The sequence below is a fragment of the Clostridium sp. FP1 genome (assembly GCF_011065975.2).
In the GTDB taxonomy this organism is placed as follows: Bacteria; Bacillota; Clostridia; order Clostridiales; family Clostridiaceae; genus Clostridium_AD; species Clostridium_AD tagluense.
In genome coordinates, this window is the sequence record NZ_JAAMNJ020000001.1 from 4,705,389 (window position 1) to 4,728,998 (window position 23,610).

Here is a 23,610-nt window from a genome sequence, read left to right on the forward strand (position 1 = left end):
TATAGGAATTATTCCTGTACTGGCTTTTATTACGTTTGTTAAATACTATATTTTGTTTAGATTTTAAAAGAACTTTTTAAAGATACTATTCTATTAAACACTAATTTATCTTGCGAGGTGTATCTAGAATCCACATTGAAATACCCATGTCTGAAGAATTGGAATTTATCTTGTGGTTTTGAAAATTCCATATTTGGTTCTACAAATCCTTGCAGTATTTCCATAGAATTTGGATTTATTTGATCTAAGAAAGTTTTTCCTTCTTCTTGCTCTTCATCTAAAATTAAAGGCTCATATAATCTAAATTCTGCTGGCACCGCATTTGTTGCATCTACCCAGTGGATTGTTCCTTTAACTTTTCTTCCTGTAAATCCAGTACCACTCTTAGTTTCAATATCATAAGTACAATGTATTTCAGATACATTTCCCTCTGAATCTTTAACTAGATCATTACATTTTATAAAATATGCGCCTTTGAGTCTTACTTCATTTCCTGGAAACAATCTAAAATATTTCTTTGGTGGATGCTCCATAAAATCCTCTTGTTCTATATATATTTCTTTTGAGAATGATACCTGGCGAGTTCCCATTGATACATCATCTTGATTATTCTCAATTGTAAGCATTTCTACTTGAGATTCTGGGTAATTTGTAATAACCACTTTTAATGGTTTTAAAACCGCCATAGTTCTAGGTGTTTTTGGGCTTAAATCTTCTCTTATAAAGTGCTCTAGCATTTGTCCATCTACTGTACTGTTAGCTTTTGCAACTCCAATTTCTCTACAAAAATTACGTATAGCATTTGCAGTGTAGCCGCGACGTCTAAGTCCAGCTATAGTTGGCATACGTGGATCATCCCAAGCATCTACAACGCCTTCGTCTACTAATTGTTTAAGATTTCTTTTACTCATTACGGTATTTGTAATATTTAACCTTGCAAATTCTATTTGTCTTGGTTTATTTTCCATTTCACAATTATTTATAACCCAATCATATAGTGGGCGATGATCCTCAAATTCTAAAGTACAAATTGAATGTGTAATTCCTTCAATTGCATCCTCTATTGGATGTGCATAATCGTACATAGGGTAAATACACCATTTATCACCTGTATTATGATGCACTGCATGAGACATACGATAAATTATTGGATCTCTCATGTTTATATTAGGAGAGCTCATATCGATTTTAGCTCTTAGAACCTTTTCTCCATCCGCGAATTCACCTTTTCTCATACGGTCAAATAAATCTAAGTTTTCTTCCACAGTTCTATTTTTGTATGGGCTTTCTTTTCCTGGCTCCCTTAAAGTACCTCTGTACTCTTTCATATCGCCCGCTGTTAAATCACAAACATATGCTTTATTATTTTTTATTAATAGTACAGCACGATCATACATCTCATCAAAATAGTTTGAGGCAAAAAATAGTTCATCCCACTTATACCCAAGCCATTTTATGTCCTCTTCTATGGAATTAACGTACTCTTTATCTTCTTTTGCTGGGTTCGTATCATCAAAACGTAAGTTTGTCTTACCGCTAAATTCATCTGCCAGTTCAAAGTTTAAAATAATTGATTTTGCATGACCAATATGCAAATATCCGTTTGGTTCTGGCGGAAAACGAGTTATGATTTTACTGTGCTTTCCTGTTTCTAAATCTTCCATAACAATATTTCTTATAAAATTTGATGAAATAGTTTTGTTTTCCATATTTGTCACCTTCCTTTTTAGCTTACGCGTAAGTTCACTTACAAGTAAGTGCTTAAGTGTAAGCTAGCATACTTATAATTTTGCGCACTTATAAATTTTCTCTATATTCTAATAAATATATCACAAAAACAGATTTTTTTCTAGGATTTTTATGGTATTTTTTAACGTAACCTGTGATTTACCCACATACTGTGATGATCTGACAAAATTTAAGAATATTTTTCACCTCTTATATAAGTTAGATTACCTACCACAATAAAAATAAAACTTCAGTTGGAATATAAATCTCCTTCTGAAGTAGTTAATATTATAATATCTAAGATGCTTAGCAGCTATGAAGGTTATACTTTAATCTTTAGTTTACCCAATATTCAGGAATAATAAACTTGCAGGTTTCCACCCAAGTGGCAAGTTTATGATGCCACTTGTAACATGGCTGGCCACGGCATCTTAAATAATATAATAATTTTAAGACTAATTCACGTCCTACAGGAATCCATGTGCGTTCTTCTCTAAGAAAAACTCAAGCATTTTGTAAATAATTTCTCGTATCCACCCATAGTAGAAAGTTCAAAATAATTTACATCTTTAGCTATGGTTTCTATATCCTCTCTTACCTGCTGTGATAATAAACACATAACTGCTCCAGATTTAGAAGAGTTTCCAACATAGGTTATTTTGTCCCTTAAGGCTTCCGGAATTATACCTATACCTATTAAGCTATCCACATTTAAATGTTTACCAAATTGTCCTGCAATAATTACCTCTTGTAAATCTACCATATCTATTTCCATTAAATTAAGTAACGCATAAAACCCAGATGAAATAGCACCTTTTGCAAGTTGCACCTGACGAATATCCTTTTGTGTTATGTATATTTCCTTAGCGCCCATTGCAATATGTATCTTTCGTTTCCCATTTTCCTCTATTATTAAATCTTCCAGGCCTGGATTACTTTCCATTACTGACTCTTTCTTTTTTATACGACCAGTTTTTTCAATAAGTCCTACTCGTGCTATCTCTGAAATAGACTCCAAAATTCCACTGCCACAAATCCCTACAGGGGTTTTATCACCTATTACTTTTAAGCTTATTTTATTTTCATGAATTTTTATACCTTCAATGGCACCTTCAGCCGCTCTCATGCCGCAGCTAATATTCATACCCTCAAGGGCCGGCCCTGCAGCACAGGAGCAAGAAGAAAGCTTCCCAGCCTTTGATATAACTATTTCTCCGTTAGTTCCTATATCAATAAATAATATATTTTCATCTGCCTTTTGCAACTTTGAAACTATAATTCCTGCTGTAATATCTCCACCTATAAAACTAGACACTGAGGGAACACAATATACTCTACCAAAAGGTGATATATTTATACAAAGACTCCCTGCTGAAATATTTTGAGCCTTTTTAAAGACTGGTGTATATGGTGCTTTTCCTATAGAATCCGTATTTACACCCAGTAGCAAATGCATCATAGTTGTGTTCGCGGCTATTGTTATTTCATATATACTAGAAGCTGCTATACTATTTTCGTTGCATAACTTCAAAGTTAAGCCATTTATGCAATTGATAATACCTTTATGCAATAACTCTAACCCCTTAGGATTACTTTGGACAAAGGCAATTCGAGAAAGTACATCTAACCCATACTCTGTTTGAGGATTTATTTCACTTACTGAGGCAATTTCTTCCCCCATAGTTAAGTCTACTATTGATGCTACAACCGTTGTGGTTCCAATATCCATAGCTATTCCATAAGTTTCCTTAACAGTATTACCAGGTTCTATGCCTATAATATGGCCACCTAAATAAACTCCAGTAAACTCACCTTGCTTAAAAGCCTCTGGTAAAAGTTTAAGCAAATCAATGTTATTACTCTCTATTTTCTGCTGCACAACATCTTCTATTATTTCCTCATAGGATAAATCATTTTTAAAGTTTTGTTTTATAAGCTTATAAACTTCTTTATGTATCATTGGGCTTATACTTATAGAAGGCATGTAACCCTCTGTCAAAATTTCATGTTTTATGTTTTTGTCTTCTAATAACTCTACCATTAAATCACCCTGTGGTTTTACATGGCAAGCCAGCCTTATACCTTGTTTTATTTCTTCTTTTGTTAAATGACTAGCTTCCTCTTGCGTTAGCTGATTTATTTCACCCTTTAGAATTTTAATTTTACATTTTCCGCAGGTACCTCTCCCACCACAAGGACTTTCCATACCTATTCCCTTTTCTTGTATTATATTTAATAGGGAAGTTTCCACTACAAATTCATATGTTTCTCCAGTACTTGCAATTGTTAAATAACTCATATTATTTCACTATATCCTTTGGCGGCATCCACCATACTACGAATATTATCCATACTGGTTTTTGTACCTATTCCACAGGCTGGGGATAAAATATCACAACCACTGTGCATACAATTCTGAGCTATACTCTTTATATTTTCCTGGGAGCTATTCTCTAGAGCAAAGGTGCTTACATTTCCCATTATAACTTTATTATCAACAAACTCTACCATTTGAGTAACATTAGTTATTGCATCAAAGCTTATAGCATTACTATGTAACTCCTTTAATTCACTGTAAATACTTTTAAGTCTCCCGCAAATATGAATAATGGTTCCACCCGCGCATTGCTGCTTTAGTGCATCAATTATTGTATTTAAATAAGGTAGCGCAAATTCCCTAAACATTTTAGGTCCTAATATTTCTCCAGTACCACTTGGATCAGAAATAGTTAGAACATCTGCTCCAGCTTCTATCTGTGCTTTCCCAAAGGTAATAAGATTTTCTGTAACGAATTTCATAAATTTATGAGCTTCTATAGGATTACGCCTTAACTCCTTATAGTAAACCATAGGTTCCATTAGTGAAGAAGCTAAACTAACAGGTCCTGTCAAATTTGCCACTATAGGCACCAGTGGATTTTTTGTTTTCAGAATTTTAATTGCTTCTAGTACCACTTTTGCTCTGCCCATACTTACATCTATATTATTTAATTTATCCCACTCTGAGGCATAATTAATTGGATAATTAGTAACCCTAGGTTCATTAATTTTTGTGCCCATATATACATACGCTCCCATGGCTTCTGCTTCTACGGTCATGCAAAAAGGCACTCCAAAATTCTCAAAACCACCATTTTCGTAAACTCCAAAGCTAAGCCTAGCCATCATTCCAGCATCACTATGAGCTTCTGGCCAATTAACTCCTGTGATATCCATTACATCTTCTGTTATCATATTCATCATTCCACCTGGACAAATGCAAGGTGGACGATCCACTTTTTCCCCTTTTAAAACCTTAAACAATCTTTCCTTTGGGGTAATCATATTTTAAGTTCTTCCTTTGCCTTATTAACCAATTCCTTTGCCATTTTAGCTGCTCTAGAGGCATCTGCAGTATATACATCTGCTCCTATTTTCTCAGCAAAGCTAGATGATACTGGTCCCCCACCTATCATAACCATAATTTTTTCTCTTAAATTTTCATTCTCTAATATTTTAACAACTTCTTCCATACCACACATAGTTGTAGTCATGAGAGTAGATAAGCATATAATATCTGCATTTATTTCCTTGGCTTTTTCTACAAATTTAATAGCTGGCACATCTCTTCCCAAATCTTCTACATAAAATCCTTCAGTCTCCATCATAATTTTAACTAAGTTTTTGCCTATATCATGTGTATCACCTTCTACTACGCCTATGACTACCTTATGTTTTTTATCCCCCTCTTTACTTTTTAAATGAGGTTTTAATATATCAAGGCCCGCATACATAGCATCTGAGCAAATTAACAATTCTGGAATATAATATTCCTCCTCGTCATATAACTCTCCTGCTCTACGCATTCCATGAGCCAGTCCCTTGTCAATACCCTCGTAAGCATCAAAATTATTTTCAATAAATTGTTTAGTTATTTCTATAGTTTTCTCCTCTTCCATATCTACCACGGAATCAGAAATTGCTTGTAATAATTCTTCTTTTAAATTTGACATTTATTATTCCTCCTCTATATGCAGTTCATCAACTTGCCATTTGTGGAATCGGCAGTTACCGAAATCCCAACTTGCCACCTTGGTGGCACTAGCCTTGCTATCTCTTTTGACCATATATTCTTGCGGAATCCATAAGTGCTATTATTTTATCTGGATGCGTTCCTATAGGTATATCGCAACCTGAGCTTAAAACAAATCCTTTTGGACTGTCATATGCCTTGCTTATACATAACTTACCTGCATTATGTATTTCTTCTATAGTTCCTCTGAGTATAGTTTCAACTGGAGCTACATTTCCTATTAAACAAACTTTATCCCCAAATTGCTCTTTAAGTTCACCTATATCATCTATATTGTCCAAGCTTAAATTTCCAATACCTACATCCACCATATCTGCCCATATTTTTTTAGTTGTTCCACATATGTGAAGGGTGGTCCCACTTCCTCGTCTTTCGATAATTCTATCCATACATTTTTTCAAATATGGCTTTGCGAATTCTCTAAAGGTCTTAGCACTAATCATAGTACCTGACGCAACAGGTTCAGCAATACTTGGACTTAACCCTAAATCGCATACTGCGTCAATATAGTTTATAACACTTTGGGTGGATATTTCGAGTAGTCTATGTACCATTTCAGGATTTCTAGTTATATCCTTTAGAAAATCCTCTGTTCCTCTTAAAAAAGCAGCCGTAGTAAATGGGCCTCCCATGGAACTGCCTACAAATACTTCATGACCTATTTTTGCATTAGCTACTTTAAGCGCTTCAAGGAAATATGATATTCTTCCATCTTTATAAGGATCTATAGGTGATAATTTTCCTATATCCTTATAGTCCCTTAATATAGGTTTACTAAAGTAAGGTGTTCCATTTTCCGGAAATTTAAATTCACTTCCCATAGCCTCAGGTATTCCCTGAAGCCCTGGACCAACACCTATACTATCTGGTCTGAATGTTTCAAAACTTTTCACCGCTACATCTATAATTACTTCTGTTGAAAAATTATGTTCTTTAATTGTATGTCCAAAAAGCGGTGCACAAGCCTCCCCTAAAAATGGACCACATGGGATTCTATCAATTTGTTTTCCAGCTGAAAATGCCTCCATTCTTTCTCTTGGTGTCATTTGATCTGGCTTTATAATTTGATTCATCTTAATTCCTCCTTGATAAATTCTATACTAAATTTTTTAAAACATTAAAAAAAAATAAAATAACATACTGATTTGTTATTTTTTTCAGATACTTTATAGAATTATATAACTACTATAGTGCTCTAACCATCAGAAAGGTTAACTATAAGCTTTTACAAGTACTACATTTAGTACACATAAAGTTTACACTCTACTTTAATCATATGCAAATCAGTTTTTCAAATAGTATTTGACTCATCTATAGCTATTTTTTATCTCTATTGACTTAATAATATATACATGATATTTTGTTAAAGGCATGAAAATATATGTCTATTTTTATGCGGTTTTATGCTATTGCTCAAAATATACATATATACATATGTTAATTATGGTTAGTTTGTGTAAATTTGATTTCTTTTAAACAGAGCTTTAATCCCGGGTATAGAGACCTGTTTAACGACATTTCAGAAGGAAGATCTCCCATTTCTATAAGCGGGAGATATATACTATAGCGAAAATAAAACTTCATAAGGAATCTAAATCCCCTTATGAAGTCGTTAACATTTCAGCTTCGAAGCTGATGATTAAATATAAAGAGGAGTGATTTTGTAATGTCGGAGAAAAAAAAGAGAGAGACCTTTTCATCAGGATTTGCAGTTTTTTTCGCAACATTAGGTTCAGCAGTAGGTTTAGGCAATATATGGAAGGTGCCTTATTTAACAGGATCTAATGGCGGAGGAGCGTTTCTCTTAATATATGTTTTATGTGTTGCATTAGTTGGTATTCCAATTATGGTATGTGAATTTTATGTTGGTAGAAAGTCAAGAAAAAATGCAGTTGGAGCCTTTGAAGAGTTAAAAGCTGCTAAAGGTTGGAAAAGTATTGGATTTATAGGAGTAGTTTCAGCCTTTCTAATTATGTTTTTCTATAGTTGTGTTGCGGGTTGGGTTTATTCCTATGTTTTCAAAGCAATAAAGGGTGACTTTGTAGGGGTTACTTCAGCTACATCCTCAGCAAAATTCGCATCAACACTAGTTGGACCAATGCCTCCACTTATATGGCAATTTATAGTTCTTATAGTTGTTTCTATAATTTTAATTGCAGGAGTTAAAAATGGTATTGAAAGAATAACAAAAACACTTATGCCTGTATTATTCATACTAATTCTTGTATGTGATGTAACTGCATTAACACTTCCAGGAGCATCACAAGGATTAAGATTTTTATTCCATGTAGATTTTTCACAGATAAATGCATCTGTTATATTAACTGCTCTTGGTCTGTCATTTTTCAAATTATCATTAGGAATGGGAATTATGATTACCTACGGAAGTTATTTCACACAAAATAACAATATGATAGCAACTTCAGTAAGAGTTGCATTATCTGACTCATTAGTTTCAATACTAGCAGGAATCGCAATATTCCCAGCGGTATTCTCATTTGGTATGAAACCTAGTGAAGGTGCTGGGCTTTTATTTAAAACAATACCACTTGTATTCTCAAAAATGCCTTTTGGTAATATATTATTAGTAGCATTTTTCTTATTAACTGCTATTGCAGCTACAACGGCAATGATATCTAATGTTCAAGTTCCAGTTGCATATTTTACGGAAGAAAAGGGTATGGGCAGAAAGACAGCGGTATTACTTACAACAGGCATAATGATGTCAATTGGAATTTTGGCAACATTATCTGCTGATTCCGCAAGTGTCCTTGGTAATATTCATATATTAGGACAAAAGGGATTTTTCGCTTCCTTTGATTACCTATCTTCCAATATATTACTTCCAGTAGGGGGACTTTTAACAGCAATTTTCATTGGATACTTTGTTAAAAAGGAAGATTTTAAACTAGAGCTATCAAATCAAGGAACTTTAAATAACGCTAGTATAATAAATGTTTTATATGTATTTATTAAATTTATAACACCAATTCTACTTATAATTGTTTTCTTAAATTCAATAGGAATAATTAAATTGTAAACATAAAATTTTTAAGTTAAACAAGCCTCAACAATTGTTGAGGCTCATTTTATTTAAATATCAGTAAATAAAAATTACTTTACATATTAAAACTCATTGTGAATTTTTAGGAAAAAACAATTATAATAATTCTTTAGCTTGAGAGTTGAACTTACAATATGCAATAATAAACACAGGCAGTAATCTAGTGAAAGGAGATGATAATATTGATAATTACTAGGAGGTGGCTTTTGACCTAAAAAGGTTAAAAGTTACCATTAAATATGAGGTGACTTGTTGGTTACCTCATATGAATACTAGGAGGCGACCTGCCTCCTTTTATATTAACTTGCCATGTGGATGGCACCAATTGTTATTGACACAAACACAGCTTTATAATAGAATTAAATTGTGAGAATAATCAATTTAAGTAAAATAATTCAGATGAAGGAGGATGTTGTTATATGATAAATTTAATTGAGGCTTTTGAGGTACTTTATCAATAACTAAATATTATTCGAAGGCAGTATAAAATTTTGTAGAAAATCTTTTTTTGTTCTATCTATAAAATATAAAACGGGGCTTATTAACCCTTTATTTTGTGTGCTTTCGAAATGTAATTAATAACCGTCATCTGAAACGTTAAAATGAATTTAAAGTTTGGCAGAATGCACGAAGTTATCGTGTTTTTTTTATTGCCTTTTTTAATATTCCCGTGGATGGTTTTTATATCCACGGGATTTTTATATAGAAAAATAAACAGGCTAACAATTCAGATTTGTTATCCATACAAATAAATATAGGAGGCGGTTTCAATGAAAAGTTCTAAAACACTATTAAATAACATTAAAAATAAGGGGGAGGAATTTAATATTGTGTTACAAGAATGGGAAAGATGTATTGCCGTCAGCTCTTTTAAAGGAACTACAAAAATATATTCAAGGTGAAATTATATATATTCCAAAAAAGGATAATGTACGGAAGGCTTGGGGTGAAAATAATGGCACTCGAAAGATTCTAAGACAGCGTAATATGGAGATATATGAATTTTATAAAAATGGAACTACAATTTCTAAACTTACAGAATCTTATAATCTATCAGAAGATAGCATTAGAAAGATAATTTCCAACGGCATTTCAGAAGGTAAGTCCACGGTTTCTTAAAGTGGAAAAAATCACTATAACAGGGTGCAGATTTAAGTGGAACTGTAAATCACCTTCTGAAGTCGTTGGCACAGCAGCACCGCAGGTGATGATTAATATGAATAATGAAAAATTAAAATTAGATGCATAGGAGAGGATATTTATTTATAGTTTAAAACAATTAGGCTGGAACGAATTTTATAAAGAAGAATTTGAGACTTTTATAGAGGATGATTATACCGTAGCAAGAGTTTTTGCAGAGCATAAGCATATTTATAAACTTTATACAGAGCAGGGAGAAATGCTATCGGAAATATCAGGTAAATTAAGACACGGGGCAATGGACAGTGATGAATTTCCAACAGTTGGAGACTTTGTAGTAGCAAGTCTTCGAACTTCTGAAATGAGAGCTACTATTCATAAAGTGCTTCCTAGAAAAAGCAAGTTTTCCAGAAAGGTTGCAGGAATTAATACTAGGCAGCAAATTGTTGCTTCAAATATAGATACAGTTTTTCTTGTTAATTCCTTAAATAAGGATTTTAATGCAAGAAGAATAGAGAGATATTTAATTATGGCATGGGAAAGTGGGGCTGCTCCAGTTATTTTGCTTAGTAAGGCTGACTTATGTGTGGATTTGGCTTCAAAATTAAGTCAAACAGAAAAAGTGGCTTCTGGCGTACCAATTCACATAGTAAGCACCGTTGATAATATAGGTATGGATGATTTAAATCAATATTTGAAGCCCGGTAGAACCATTGCATTACTTGGTTCTTCAGGAGTTGGAAAATCTACCTTGCTTAATTACCTGGCAGGAGAAGTTATTCAAGAGACGAATGAAGTACGGGAGTATGATGACAGAGGCAGACACACTTCAACCTCTAGAGAGATGTTTATTTTAGATAGTGGTGCTATCATGATAGATACCCCCGGAATGAGAGAACTACAGCTATGGGGTGGCACTGAAGGCATAAGTGAAGCCTTTGAGGATATAGAAGCATTAAGCTCTCAATGTAGGTTTTCAGATTGTATGCATAAAAATGAGCCAGGTTGTGCCATAAAGCAAGCTATTGAAGATGAAATTATTGATGAAAAAAGATTTAAAAGCTATTCAGCCCTGCAAAAGGAAGCTAAAATGATTGAAAGAAAACAAAAGGATATAAATAGAATAGCTGGAAATAAAAAAAGCAAAGAATATATAGACCATAAATATCGTGGGCTTTAAGTTTATTCCATTGAAAATTTAAATTTTCCACTATAAAAAAAGTAACATAACTTTTTTTGAAATTTATGTTACTTTTTATTATAAAGTCCTGTCAATTCATCCATTATAGCAGCATCATTAATTTCTTTTATTAAACTTTTAATGTTATTTATATTTTTTTCATTATTCATTATGCTTCCTGTTTGTGATATATCTTTTATCATCTCTACAATATATACCTTATTTTCTATAGTAACAGGAGATGAAATAATAATGAAGATTTTTCCATATGAAATCTCCATCTTTATAAAAGTATCATTTTCAAGACAAGCTTTCATAGAGATGCAGTTGTTGCAAAATCCATCCGTTTTCCAAAAATCAAAACATGATCCTTCTACTATTTCAGTATTATCTTCACCAAAATTCACAACTTTCTTAATATCCGGATTTACAATTCTTACTGTATCATACAAATTTTTAAATATTGACAATCTTTCTTTGATTATTTCAATAATTTCCATACAAGACTCCTTTATAAATCCTCGTTTATAGTAAAATACTTATCATTATTTGTGCATTTTCTATGATTCCTTTAGGATTATTCATAATTTTCATTTATATATGAATGGCTGTGTATTCTTATAACTGATACTAATTATACATTGTTTTTAGTTTAATGCATATATCTTATTCCCTATAATATAGCTAATGTCACAAAAGAATAGATTTTCCTGAAATAAAAAAATGGAATGGTTTATATTTAAAACCACTCCATTTATTCATTTATAAATTATAGCTTACATCATCCTGAAATTATATATCATAATTGGACATCAATATGCCACTTGCCACGTGAGTTGCACCTAAATTTTCATAAAGAAAATAGCCTCATAGTATACATTAGGCAAACAATTTTCATCTAAATTAAGTTCTTTTGAAATTTTTGATACTTGATCCCATTGTCCATTTTCATAGGCTATAATTAATTTAAGTAATCCACTGTAGCCATTATCATTAATGCCATTTAAAGCATCCTTTACTTCAATGGGTATTAATAGCTCCTTGAGTATTTCCTCTAGTGGCCTATCTAATAGCAAATCTATCATAGATAACATTCCTAGCAAATAAGCATTAAAAGGATTAAGTTTTTTTCCAACTTTACTAGCAATTAATTCTGCAAACCTTGCTCTTGTTAAAGAGTTAATTATTAAAATTTCTGGTTTATCTTCTCCCATATTCCTAAAAGCCATTAAATATAGCCACTTTTTTATTTCTTTTTCTCCAAGAAGCGCCAATGCTTGTTTCATTGACTTTATTTCATTTACAAAACTATAATTTGCTGAATTTATAAGCTTTAAGAGTTTAAAAGATAATGATATATCTTTTTTTACTAAACTCTCGATGCCATCTATAGCGAAATTATTGCTACTGATTTCATGTAATAGTTTCATATAAACAGCCTTGTTTTCTGATATTCTTTTACCCGAAAGTATTGTGGGCTTACTAAAATAATAACCTTGAAAATATGTATATCCCAGTGACACCGCTTCATTGAATTCTTCCATAGTTTCAACTTTTTCTGCAAGAAATTTTATATTTTCAGAGTTTACTTGTTCCATTACTTTTTTTCTTTCTGGACCTTTAGTTATTTGAAAATCCACTTTAATAATGTCTACTATCTCTATAAGTTTTATATATTTATTAGAATAAACAAAATCATCTAAAGCTATAGTATACCCTAGTGCTTTTAATCTCTTACATAGCTCTAATATTTCCTCTGTAGGTTCTATATTCTCCAATATCTCAACTATAACTGATTCTGGGGGCAATACCTCAAAAATGTCAGATTTCAATATATTTTCGGTGAAGTTAATAAAAGCCTTTTTACCCCCTGTTACTTTATCCATTCCTATATCTACAAAGCTATTTTTTATAACTGCGATAGTTGCTCTATCGCCATCCTCACTTTGGTATATATTTTTTTCACTCTCTCTAAATAATAGTTCATATCCAAATAATTTATCATATCTATCAAGAATAGGTTGTCTAGCTAGAAAAACATCCATATTTATCCTCCTACATAATATATTATTTTTTTAATTTTCATATTCATGACTTGCTTATATAATTTTCCAAGTGCCTGTCCCCTATTTCTCAATTCCCATCATATATTCAACAATTAATTTGTCTAAACTTCTACTTGTAGCGAGCCTTTCTTCTTCTCCATCGGCATTTTGGTCTGTACAGCATATTTCATTTAAAATATCTCTTAAATCATTTATTCTTTTATTTAGCTCTTCCATTGTAATATTATCAAGAGTTAAATTACTCATACACACCTCGCTTCCAAAATAGTTAAATTACTCTATCTCTATTATATGTATTTATATTAATGGTTGATATTTCTATTATACATATATTTACACGTTTTTACAATATTATATAATATTTTTTTTTTTTTTTAACTATTATAAATACAAATTAAATATAGATTAAAAAAAATGCATTATTGTAAAATATAGGATGTTAGTGATCCATTAAATAAAAACTAAATAAAAAAACCAATTCTTAATTAAACTAAGAATTGGTTTTTTTATTTAGTTTTTATTATATTTCCATTATTATTGGTATAATTATAGGTCTTCTCTTAGTTTTTATATATAAAAACTGACCTAATGCATTTCTTATACAAGATTTTATTACTGCCCATTCTTTAATCTTATTGTTTAAACACTGCTCTAACTCTTTTCTGACAATATCCCTAGCTTCATTAATAAGCTCATTGGATTCTTTCATGTACACAAATCCTCTAGTTATTATATCCGGCCCTGCTAGTATACTATAAGATTCTCTTTCTATAGTAACTACCACAGTAAGAATACCCTCTTCTGCTAAGTGTTTTCTGTCTCTAAGTACAATATTCCCAACGTCTCCTACGCCAAGTCCATCTACCATTATAGCTCCAGTTTGCACTCTTCCAGCAAATTTACATTCATTTTGTGATACTTCTAAAATTTGTCCTGTTTCACCAATAAAAATATTTGCTGGGTCCATTCCTATTTTTTCTGCAAGTTGTGCATGTTGTTTTAAATGTCTATATTCACCATGTACTGGCATAAAAAATTTAGGACGAACTAATGTGTGAATTAATTTTAATTCTTCTTGGCAAGCATGCCCAGAAACATGAATTTCTTCAGTAGTATTATATATTACATTAGCACCCTTTTTGAATAATTCATTTATGACATTGTATATGAATTTTTCATTTCCTGGAATAGGTGATGCAGATATAATAATTAAATCACCTTTTTGTATTTCAATACTCCTATGTGTAGATGATGCCATTCTTGTTAATGCAGCAAGCGGTTCCCCTTGACTACCAGTAGTTACTATTGTTACCTTTTCATCAGGGTAATTATGAATTTCTGCCACGGTAATTATAGATTCCTGTGGTATATACAAATATCCCAAGTCCATAGCCACTTGTGAGATTCTCTCCATGCTTCTTCCACTAAATGCTATTTTTCTTCCAACCGAGATTGAAGCATTAGCAATTTGTTGTATCCTATGGATATTTGATGCAAATGAGGCTACTATTATTCTACCATCTGCTTTTTGGAATAATTTATTTAATGATTCTCCAATTACCTTCTCAGATATAGTAAAACCAGTACGTTCAACATTAGTACTATCAGCCATTAAAAGTAGTACTCCTTGCCCACCTAATTTTGCAAATCGCTCTAAATCTATAACTTGCCCATCAATTGGAGTATAATCTATCTTAAAATCTCCTGTGTGTATAATTCTTCCGATAGGCGTATGTATAGCAATAGAGCAAGCGTCCGCTATACTATGACTAACTCTTATAAACTCTACACTGAGCTTTTCTAACTTTACAATATCACCGGGTTTTACTACATTTAGCGTACAGTCTGCCATTATCCCATGTTCTTGTAACTTATTTTCCACAAGTCCTAAGGTTAAACGTGTTCCATACACCGGAACATTAATTTGTTTTAAAATATAAGGTAATGCTCCTATATGGTCCTCATGACCGTGAGTTAGAAAAATTCCTTTTACCTTATCTCTATTCTCTAGAAGATATGTTACATCAGGAATAACTAAATCCACCCCATACATATCTGCATCTGGAAATGAAATCCCACAATCTATAACAACAATCTCATCTTTGTATTCTATTGCAGTAATATTTTTTCCAATTTCTCCAAGTCCACCTAGTGGAATAATTCTGATTTTGTTTTTAACTTTACTTTTATAATTATTATTCAATATTTTCCCGATTTCTAAATATTAAGCAATCTATTTATCCAATATTTTCGTTCTGTCGACTAAACAGCATGGTGTATCACAGGATTAAACTGCTTAGGTTAGTTCTTTTATACTAACAGGTCTATTATAAAAACAGTACCGTTATAAAAACACACTATTCCAAGTATTTTCTTCCCATTAACTAACCATAAATCAGGATTTTCACCTACCTTTTTTTATATTTTGTTAATACAGTTATTTTTTCCTTTCTTAAATTATTTTTAAATAAACCTATATTTCAAAGTGTTGCTTTTTAAGTAAACATCACTCTCTTTATTTATCTATATATTTTATAATACTTTAATTATCAAACTAAATATGATTAACTTTAATACATTTATAAAGAATTCAATTATACTAATTAAATATAATTATACCATATTACATTTGATTATATTCGATTATAAAATAATAAAGGTTGAGAAATAATTTCTCAACCCCAAAATAACACTTTCTACAGTGTAAATTATTCTTAAAAGCTATTCTCATCAATTTGTTTTAGCATCCTTAAACCCTTGACTTACCGATCATTCATAGGTAATTTTAGCCTTGCTTACGATACTTTTTTCTATTTTAAACTTACTAAAATAGTTCTATATAATAGAACTATTTGTCCACTTTATAACGCTAAAAATGCAACTCGAAAGAAATATACCGCTTAATACTAGTGTGTATTATTTTTCCTGTAAGTTGCATTTTAAGTTATTTAATTATTTTTCTAAAATAAATGTCTTTTTAAATAGTCCACCTTGCTTAGTATAGTGCAAAATACATTCTTTGTCGTAAACATTATGTATCTCTAGATTTGTAATTCCTTTTGTTTTTAGAACTAACTTTACTTTATTAAATTCTTCGATTTCTGGTTTGGAAGTTAGCATAGTGTAGAAAAGCTTTTGTGAATAGGTAACCCAGGTCTCTAACAGGTCGTCAATTGGTGTGTTTACATCTAGATTCATTTATCTTCCTCCTTGTATAATATGAATAATATTATTATATCCAATGCGTGTTTTTTTCTTATGCACTCCTATTATATATATAATCAACTTATATTACAATTTATATTGATTTATAATATTATATTTGTTATAATATCGCTATTTTATAGAGGGCTCAAAATTATTATAATCATTTATAATTATTAACCATTTTATAAATTTTAATACAGGGAGAAAAAACAAATAAGTATGGGATGTTTATTTATTTTCACGTACCTTAATCCTCTGGCAACAATTTTTCTCCTGCTATTCTAATACCAATAGCTCCTAATGGCGCTGTAACAAATATAGATAATACAGCAATTGCTAATATAACTTCCCCAGATTTCACTCCAGCAGCTAGAGGTACCGCTCCCATGGCTGCTTGCACAGTGGCTTTAGGAATATATGAAATCACACAAAATAGTCTCTCTTTTGCATTTAGATTAGTTCCCATGAGTGATACTAATACCCCTATGCTTCTAGCTACTAGCCCAAGGATAATAATAATTAATCCTAATAGACCTGAACTTGCGGCAACGTATATATTAACCTGCGCTCCCACTAATACAAAAAGGAAAATTTCTGCAATTACCCACACCTTATTAAGTTTTAATGACAGCCTATTTGCTACTTTAGAATACTTTTCTAATAAGATAAAACCAATAGTCATTACACCTAGAAGGCTTGCAATGGGTACTATATTCTTAAAAACATCTTCAATTCCTGTGAGCATAATTGCTGAAGCTATTAATATAAAAGTTTTTTTAGTGTCTCTCATGTGATATTTTTTAAATATTAACGTTAATATAATCCCTACAATTACACCCAATGCTATTCCGAGTAAAATAGATATGGGAATATCCAATATTTTCATTGGAATATTTACATTTTTACCGCTATATAACCCTAAAAAGGTTGAAAATATAGTTATTGCAAAAACATCATCAATGGATGCCCCTGCAAGTATTATGGTGGTTATGCCTTTTTTTTCTCCTTTGCCTCTGGATATAAAATTAAGCATAGGTGGTACAACTACTGCGGGTGAAACTGCGGCTATTATAAACCCAAGCATCCCAGCCTCAATTTTCGACATCCCAAGTACATAGCTTGCTATAAATATAATGCTAAGTCCTTCGAAAATGCCAGGTATGCAGCTCATTTTTAATGCAGGGACACCTACTTTATTTAAAGTGTCCTTTTTAATTCCAAGACCTGCTCTTAATAAAATAATAATAAGTGCAATTTTTCTTAGATCAGGGGAAATTTTAAGTATGTCCGGACTTATTATATTTGTTCCATAAGGTCCTAGTAAAACTCCTAATATTAACATTCCAAGCAATCCTGGAAGTTTTAAAGCTGTAAATAATTTATTGAATACTAATCCTAAAATAATTATAATTGCTAAACTCATTGCCATGTTGTAACCCCTACCTTTTCTTTAATATTTTTTGCAAAATAAAAGACTCCTACTTAAAGACAAGCTCTAAGTAGGAGTCATTAATTGCAAAATCACAATAGTTAAGGTGAACTCCATCACCTATTTTATAAGTACATTATACTATATTTCTAATTAAAATCAATAGTTATCTTAGAATATATTATATATACTTTTACACTAATAACTCATTTAACTTGTCACCTTTAATTTCATCAGGGCTCCAAGCTATGACAGCAAACTTACCATTTGCATGTGCATCAACCTTGTTAATCCATTGAATTTCATTGCTTGCCTTTGCAGATAGCAATTTATTGGTTGTACCTGCGGCCTGCAATGATGAGTTTATAACCCACCATTTTGTTGAAATTTTTGCACGTTTCAAATCTTCTTCAAGACGAATTGCTTCATATACAGGTGTAGCTTCAGCAAGAGTTACAATGATGACTTCAGTTTCATCAGCATTACTGAGCCTTGGCAACAGTTTTTTCACATATTGTGGAATATCTCCCTGAGATCGCTTTATTTCTTGGTTATAGCTTTGTGTAGAATCAAGTAGCAAAAGAGTATGCCCTGTTGGAGCGGTGTCTATAACAACAATTTGGTCCACCGCCTTATCTACTATTTGTGCAAAGGCTCTAAAAACTGCAATCTCCTGAGTGCATGGAGACCTAAGGTCCTCCTCTACGTAGGCAATATCCTCATCAGCCATGGTTTCTCTAGCCGTAGAAAGCACTTCATCTTTATATTTTTCTAGTTCAGCTTGCTCATCAATGTGACTCATAGTGATGTTGCTACTCTCATTAATAATAAATTTGAGATGAGCCGCTGGGTCAGTTGTAGTAAGATGTACTTTTTTGCCCTTTGCAGATAATCCTAGTGCAATAGCAGCTGCAATTGTAGTTTTACCTACACCGCCCTTACCCATAGTGAAGATTACCTTTTTATTGCTTTTGTACAAGTCCTCAATAACATCTTTAAGCTCAGGAATAGTTTTCGCCTTTATAGTTTCACTACTGACACTGTAATTGTCTTTGGTAAGTAATGCACGCACATTTTCCATACCAGTTATATTGTAAGCTCTAAGCGGTAACATATAGGTAGTAATACCTTGCAGACCCTCTGGCATTTCTTTAAGTGATTTTTGTTGTTTTTGGTACAGACTCTCAGATACACTATCATCATAAGAAGTCAGTACTCCATTGATTATCATTGTTTGATTGTTTACTCCAATCTGTGAAAGTTCTTTTGCCGCTCTTTCTGCTTCTTTAAGAGGTGTCATTTCAGGGCGAGAAACCAGCATAAGCGTTGTTAAGTCTGCATCTCCCAAGGTTTCTACTGCCTTTTTATAAATTTCTCTTTTACTCTCCAATCCAGAAAGCTGACCTAAGCAAGATGCACCATGTGTGTTTTCGCTAATAAAATTGCTCCAGGCTGATGGTAATTGAAGCATTCTAAGTGTATGACCAGTAGGTGCGGTATCAAATATAATGTGGTCATACTCCTTTTGTACTTTCTCATCCGTTATAAACTTTGAAAATTCATTGAAAGCCGCAATCTCAACAGTGCAAGACCCAGAAAGCTGTTCTTCCATATTATTAAGCACTGCATCAGGTAATTTCCCGCGATAAGGTGCAATAACGCTCTCTCTGTGTCCTGCTGCTGCTTTTATTGGATCAAGGTTCGCAACAACTAGATTTGGTACTTCCTTAATTGGGATACCCTTATTGGTAAGTTCAGTGTTAAAAACGTCCTGTAAATTTGACGCAGGATCTGTACTTATAAGAAGAACTTTTTTCCCTCTATCAGCAAGGTTAACTGCTGTAGCACAAGCCGTAGAAGTTTTTCCTACACCACCTTTGCCTGTATAAAATAAGTATTTTGTAAGTTTAATATTTTGCGGATTGAAAACTTCCATGTTTAATTACCTCCAGTTTCATTATTAATTTAAAATACCAAACCACTCCATAGTGGATTGGTTTGGCATTTTCGTAATTTTTAATTTTCATAAACTACAACTACAGTATTAACAGCAGTTACCGTGGCCACAGCCACATCCTCCTGATTTAGGAGCCACTTTTATTTTAAAACTCTTAGGTTTCTGACCTAAAAAGCTTACTTCTACATCTAAAAGTTTCATTAATTCTTCATTTGTTGGATATCTTCCTACTAGCACAATTTCACCGTCTAAGATAGTAACTGGTAGGTCATCAATACCCTTTTCGTTTATGAACTTATTCACTACTTTATTATCCACAAACTCCTGTGGTGAACTTGAGAGGTTAAATCTCTGCACCTCAACGCCATTCTTTTTTAATCCATTAAGGACAGTTGAAACCCTAAGAAGCTCAGGATCAACCCCTACTCCACAAAGTCCTGTTGAACAACACATTGCAGCTTCAAATATTTGCATTTTTTTCATTAATAATCTCTCCAATCATTTTTTATTACTTTAATACTTTTAGCATTTTTAATACTCTTAATTATTGTTTGTTATGAGCTACTGGCTGCGGAAACCAATTACTAGTTTTGTTTGCTACTTTTACAAGAATTAGCATTACTGGTACTTCAGTTAATACCCCTACAACTGTAGCTAGAGCTGCAGGCGAGTCCATACCGAACAGAGCAATGGCAACGGCAACTGATAATTCAAAAAAGTTTGATGCTCCAATCATTCCAGCAGGTGCTGCAATATCATGTGTTAGTTTTAGCTTTCTACCTGCTAAATAAGCAATAAAGAAAATCAAAAATGTTTGAATAGTTAGTGGCACTGCAATCAATAAAATGTGTAATGGATTATTTAAAATGGTTTCACCTTGGAATGAGAATAGCAATACCAACATAAGTAGTAATCCAACAGTAGTTGCATTATCAAACTTATGGAGGAAGGTATTTTCAAAATATTCCAGCCCGTTTTTCTTTGTTACCATAATCCTTGTCAAAATTCCGAAAGTTAGAGGAATAACAACAAATAAAACTACTGATAAAATCAGTGTACGCAAAGGTACCGCAATGTTGCTAACGCCTAATAGGAGTTTCACTATAGGTATAAATGCAACTAATATAATTAAATCATTGGTGGCTACTTGCACAACGGTATAGGCTGGATTACCTTTTGTAAGAGAACTCCAAACAAATACCATAGCCGTACAGGGAGCAGCTCCTAGCAATATGGTTCCTGCAAGATATTGAGTAGCTAGTTCTGGTGCGATAAATGCTTTAAATACAACAAAAAAGAAAAATGAAGATATTGCATACATGGTAAATGGTTTTATAAGCCAATTTGTTATCCAGGTTATATACAAACCCTTTGGCTCCTTCCTAACATTCTTAATACTTTGGAAATCTACCTTCATCATCATGGGATAAATCATTACCCAAATAAGTATAGCAGTGGGGAGGGAAACCTTGGCATATTCAAACTGATTTAGGAATTCTGGAATTTGTGGAATAAACTTTCCACTAAGCACGCCTACTACCATACAAATTGCCACCCAAACTGTTAAGTACCTTTGGAAAAATCCCATATCCGATTTTTTAACTTCACTCATAATTAATCACCCCTTAATTTTTTAATAATTTTATATTTACAATGCCAATAAATTATGTTTCTATTTTGTTATTACATAAGTCTTGAAGTTTACATTTACACAATCTTTCGCAATACACTACCACACCACTTCTCCACTTAAATCAATTTCATTATTTTCAATTCTTTTCTTTAGATCTTTTATTTTTTCTTCAATTATTCTTGCTGTCTTTATAAATTCGTCATCAGATTTTCCGGTAGGGTCATCTAGTCCCCAATCTTCTACATGCCTGTGAGCCATTATTGGACAAACTACATTACATCCCATTTTTATTACAATATCAGCTTGTGGTATGTCCTCAATTAATTTGGATGTGTGAGTTTCATTCATGTCCATTTTATATAAATCCTTTATTATTCTCACCGCATCTTGGTTAATTTGAGGCTTAGTTTCAGTACCCGCTGAGTACGATTCAAACACCTCTGAGCCAAAGATCACTCCCAGTGCTTCTGCCATCTGTGACCTACAAGAATTGTGAACGCATATAAACGCTACCTTTGGCTTCATAAAATAATCCTCCTTTACTTCGGTGGTTTAATTATAAATATTTCTTAATTTCCTCAGCTGAGGGCACTCTTCCCATTATTTTCACTTTTTCATCAACTACAAGAGCAGGGGTTTTCATAACTCCATAAGCCATTATTTGTTTAAAGTCTTCAACTTTCTCTATAGTTGCCTCAATACCTAACTCCTCTACTGCCTTTCTTGTATTTTCCTCTAATTTCTTGCAACTTGAACATCCTGAACCTAAAACTTTAATTATCATAATAATCCTCCTTGCTCTCCCTTTAGTAGATAGCAACTATTAATTGTTATCCCCGTGAATTTATATTATTGTGCGAATGTAGAGCACAATCTTATTATATTTTTCTAGTACTAAATCATCATCTGCGATGCTGCAATATTAACGACTTCATAAGGAGATTTAGACTCTTACTGAAGTTTTTTTATTTCTTATAGCTTGTAACTCCCACTTATATAAGTGGGAGACTTTCCTTCTGAAATGTCGTTAAACTAATAAAAATGAAAACGCATTAAATAAATATCCTATTATAACTATACCTGTTGCAACTATAGCCACAAATATGGCTAATAATTTAGGTTTAACAACCTTACTAAGCATAATTATTGATGGAAGTGAAAGAGCAGTTACTGCCATCATAAAGGATAATACTGTACCAATTCCTACACCTTTGTCAAATAACGCTTCTGCTACTGGTAAGGTTCCGAATATGTCAGCGTACATTGGTATGCCAACAGCCGTAGCTAGTAATACTGCAAATGGATTGTTATTTCCAACTACAGTTTCTATTATTGATTGAGGTATCCAATTGTGAATTGCAGCTCCAATACCAACCCCTATTAAAACATATAGCCAAACCTTATGAAATACATCTTTAACTTGCTCCTTTGAATAAGATATTCGTTCATTTCTTGTCATCCCAATTATTTCTGCATCCACATTTTCTATCTCTTTCACATAACCTTCTACATACTTTTCAAGCCCTAATTTATCAATAATGCTTCCACCTACTACCGCTAAAATTAGTCCTACAACAACATAGGCTATAGCAATCTTAACACCAAAGAAAGACATTAAAATTAATAATGATGCCAAATCTACTAGTGGCGAAGATATAAGAAAGGAAAAAGTTATTCCAAGGGGTAGCCCTGCTGCGTTAAATCCAATAAATATTGGAATACTAGAGCAACTACAAAAAGGTGTAATTGTTCCAAGTAATGCCCCTAGTACATTTCCCTTGATGCCCTTAATATTTCCAAGAAGTTTTTTTGTCCTTTCTGGTGGAAAATAACTTTGGATATAGGATATAAGGAAAATCAATACTGATAACAGTATAAATATTTTTATGGTGTCATAAATGAAAAAATGTACACTGCCACCTAATCTTTCTTTAATTGATAACCCAAATACATTTTCTACAAGTCCCTTAATAAGATTTGATAGCCAAGTCATTTTTAAAATCTCATTATTTATCCAACTAAATATTTGTGATATTACATTCATTCTTGTCACCTACCTGTATAATATTTTTTTCATTTATATTGTGAAATTAAATCATACCTTCTCAATTGTTCATTATTTTCCAAAATATAT

21 protein-coding genes and 1 riboswitch are annotated in these 23,610 nt (G+C 32.3%); of the genes, 4 read left to right on the top strand and 17 right to left on the bottom strand.

What is annotated here, in order from left to right; translation table 11 throughout:
* Positions 1-56: 56 nt before the first annotated feature.
* The 5 genes from G9F70_RS22220 to G9F70_RS22240 all read right to left on the bottom strand — a co-directional run bounded on the left by G9F70_RS22220 (position 57) and on the right by G9F70_RS22240 (position 6,873).
* Positions 57-1,709 (bottom strand): glutamine--tRNA ligase/YqeY domain fusion protein, encoded by a 1,653-nt coding sequence (locus tag G9F70_RS22220; protein WP_164946675.1) that lies wholly within the window; start codon positions 1,707-1,709, stop codon positions 57-59.
* 512 nt (positions 1,710-2,221) lie between these two features.
* A complete protein-coding gene (locus G9F70_RS22225; protein ID WP_164946676.1) occupies positions 2,222-4,027 on the bottom strand; it encodes an ASKHA domain-containing protein in 1,806 nt (601 codons plus the stop codon).
* Positions 4,024-5,052 (bottom strand): methylcobamide:CoM methyltransferase MtbA, encoded by a 1,029-nt coding sequence (locus tag G9F70_RS22230; RefSeq protein WP_164946677.1) that lies wholly within the window; start codon positions 5,050-5,052, stop codon positions 4,024-4,026. Before G9F70_RS22230 ends, G9F70_RS22225 begins: the two co-directional genes overlap by 4 nt.
* A complete protein-coding gene (locus tag G9F70_RS22235; protein WP_164946678.1) occupies positions 5,049-5,720 on the bottom strand; it encodes a corrinoid protein in 672 nt (223 codons plus the stop codon). The genes G9F70_RS22230 and G9F70_RS22235 overlap by 4 nt, the downstream gene beginning before the upstream one ends.
* 97 nt (positions 5,721-5,817) lie before the next feature.
* On the bottom strand, positions 5,818-6,873 hold the full coding sequence (locus tag G9F70_RS22240; protein ID WP_224617739.1) for a uroporphyrinogen decarboxylase family protein: 1,056 nt from the start codon (positions 6,871-6,873) through the stop codon (positions 5,818-5,820).
* 593 nt (positions 6,874-7,466) lie between these two features.
* Here G9F70_RS22240 and G9F70_RS22245 point away from each other — a divergent pair.
* The 4 genes from G9F70_RS22245 (at position 7,467) to rsgA (ending at position 11,184) form a co-directional block, all read left to right on the top strand.
* A complete protein-coding gene (locus tag G9F70_RS22245; RefSeq protein WP_164946679.1) occupies positions 7,467-8,840 on the top strand; it encodes a sodium-dependent transporter in 1,374 nt (457 codons plus the stop codon).
* Between the two features lie 852 nt (positions 8,841-9,692).
* Entirely contained in the window at positions 9,693-9,983 is a 291-nt protein-coding gene (locus tag G9F70_RS22250) for a CD3324 family protein (RefSeq protein ID WP_164946680.1), read from the top strand.
* A gap of 1 nt (position 9,984) precedes the next feature.
* Entirely contained in the window at positions 9,985-10,113 is a 129-nt protein-coding gene (locus G9F70_RS27140) for a hypothetical protein (protein ID WP_263484352.1), read from the top strand.
* Between the two features lie 150 nt (positions 10,114-10,263).
* Positions 10,264-11,184: a ribosome small subunit-dependent GTPase A gene (gene rsgA, locus G9F70_RS22255; protein WP_164946681.1), complete on the top strand. Its 921-nt coding sequence runs from the start codon at positions 10,264-10,266 to the stop codon at positions 11,182-11,184.
* Positions 11,185-11,252: 68 nt separating this feature from the next.
* Here rsgA and G9F70_RS22260 read toward each other — a convergent pair whose 3' ends face one another.
* The 12 genes from G9F70_RS22260 to G9F70_RS22315 form a co-directional block, all read right to left on the bottom strand.
* Positions 11,253-11,684: a hypothetical protein gene (locus tag G9F70_RS22260; protein ID WP_164946682.1), complete on the bottom strand. Its 432-nt coding sequence runs from the start codon at positions 11,682-11,684 to the stop codon at positions 11,253-11,255.
* A 342-nt stretch (positions 11,685-12,026) separates the two neighbouring features.
* Positions 12,027-13,229 carry an EAL and HDOD domain-containing protein gene (locus tag G9F70_RS22265; protein ID WP_164946683.1) on the bottom strand — a complete coding sequence of 401 codons (1,203 nt, stop codon included), beginning with the start codon at positions 13,227-13,229 and terminating at the stop codon, positions 12,027-12,029.
* A gap of 81 nt (positions 13,230-13,310) precedes the next feature.
* Positions 13,311-13,496, bottom strand: a complete 186-nt coding sequence (locus G9F70_RS22270; protein WP_164946684.1) for a Spo0E family sporulation regulatory protein-aspartic acid phosphatase — start codon at positions 13,494-13,496, stop codon at positions 13,311-13,313.
* Positions 13,497-13,770: 274 nt separating this feature from the next.
* Positions 13,771-15,453, bottom strand: a complete 1,683-nt coding sequence (locus G9F70_RS22275) for a ribonuclease J (protein WP_263484353.1) — start codon at positions 15,451-15,453, stop codon at positions 13,771-13,773.
* A gap of 749 nt (positions 15,454-16,202) precedes the next feature.
* Positions 16,203-16,448, bottom strand: coding sequence for a hypothetical protein (locus G9F70_RS22280; RefSeq protein ID WP_164946685.1), 246 nt, complete (start codon positions 16,446-16,448; stop codon positions 16,203-16,205).
* A 256-nt stretch (positions 16,449-16,704) separates the two neighbouring features.
* Positions 16,705-17,886: a cation:proton antiporter gene (locus G9F70_RS22285; protein WP_164946686.1), complete on the bottom strand. Its 1,182-nt coding sequence runs from the start codon at positions 17,884-17,886 to the stop codon at positions 16,705-16,707.
* Between the two features lie 64 nt (positions 17,887-17,950).
* Positions 17,951-18,016: riboswitch (Fluoride riboswitch) on the bottom strand.
* Between the two features lie 63 nt (positions 18,017-18,079).
* Positions 18,080-19,822, bottom strand: a complete 1,743-nt coding sequence (gene arsA, locus G9F70_RS22290; protein WP_164946687.1) for an arsenical pump-driving ATPase — start codon at positions 19,820-19,822, stop codon at positions 18,080-18,082.
* A 108-nt stretch (positions 19,823-19,930) separates the two neighbouring features.
* Positions 19,931-20,326, bottom strand: coding sequence for an arsenite efflux transporter metallochaperone ArsD (gene arsD / locus G9F70_RS22295; RefSeq protein WP_164946688.1), 396 nt, complete (start codon positions 20,324-20,326; stop codon positions 19,931-19,933).
* A gap of 61 nt (positions 20,327-20,387) precedes the next feature.
* Entirely contained in the window at positions 20,388-21,455 is a 1,068-nt protein-coding gene (arsB, locus tag G9F70_RS22300) for an ACR3 family arsenite efflux transporter (RefSeq protein ID WP_164946689.1), read from the bottom strand.
* A gap of 117 nt (positions 21,456-21,572) precedes the next feature.
* Positions 21,573-22,001 (bottom strand): arsenate reductase ArsC, encoded by a 429-nt coding sequence (locus G9F70_RS22305; protein ID WP_164946690.1) that lies wholly within the window; start codon positions 21,999-22,001, stop codon positions 21,573-21,575.
* A 31-nt stretch (positions 22,002-22,032) separates the two neighbouring features.
* Positions 22,033-22,260 carry a thioredoxin family protein gene (locus G9F70_RS22310; RefSeq protein WP_164946691.1) on the bottom strand — a complete coding sequence of 76 codons (228 nt, stop codon included), beginning with the start codon at positions 22,258-22,260 and terminating at the stop codon, positions 22,033-22,035.
* A gap of 243 nt (positions 22,261-22,503) precedes the next feature.
* On the bottom strand, positions 22,504-23,520 hold the full coding sequence (locus G9F70_RS22315) for a permease (protein ID WP_164946692.1): 1,017 nt from the start codon (positions 23,518-23,520) through the stop codon (positions 22,504-22,506).
* Positions 23,521-23,610: the final 90 nt, after the last annotated feature.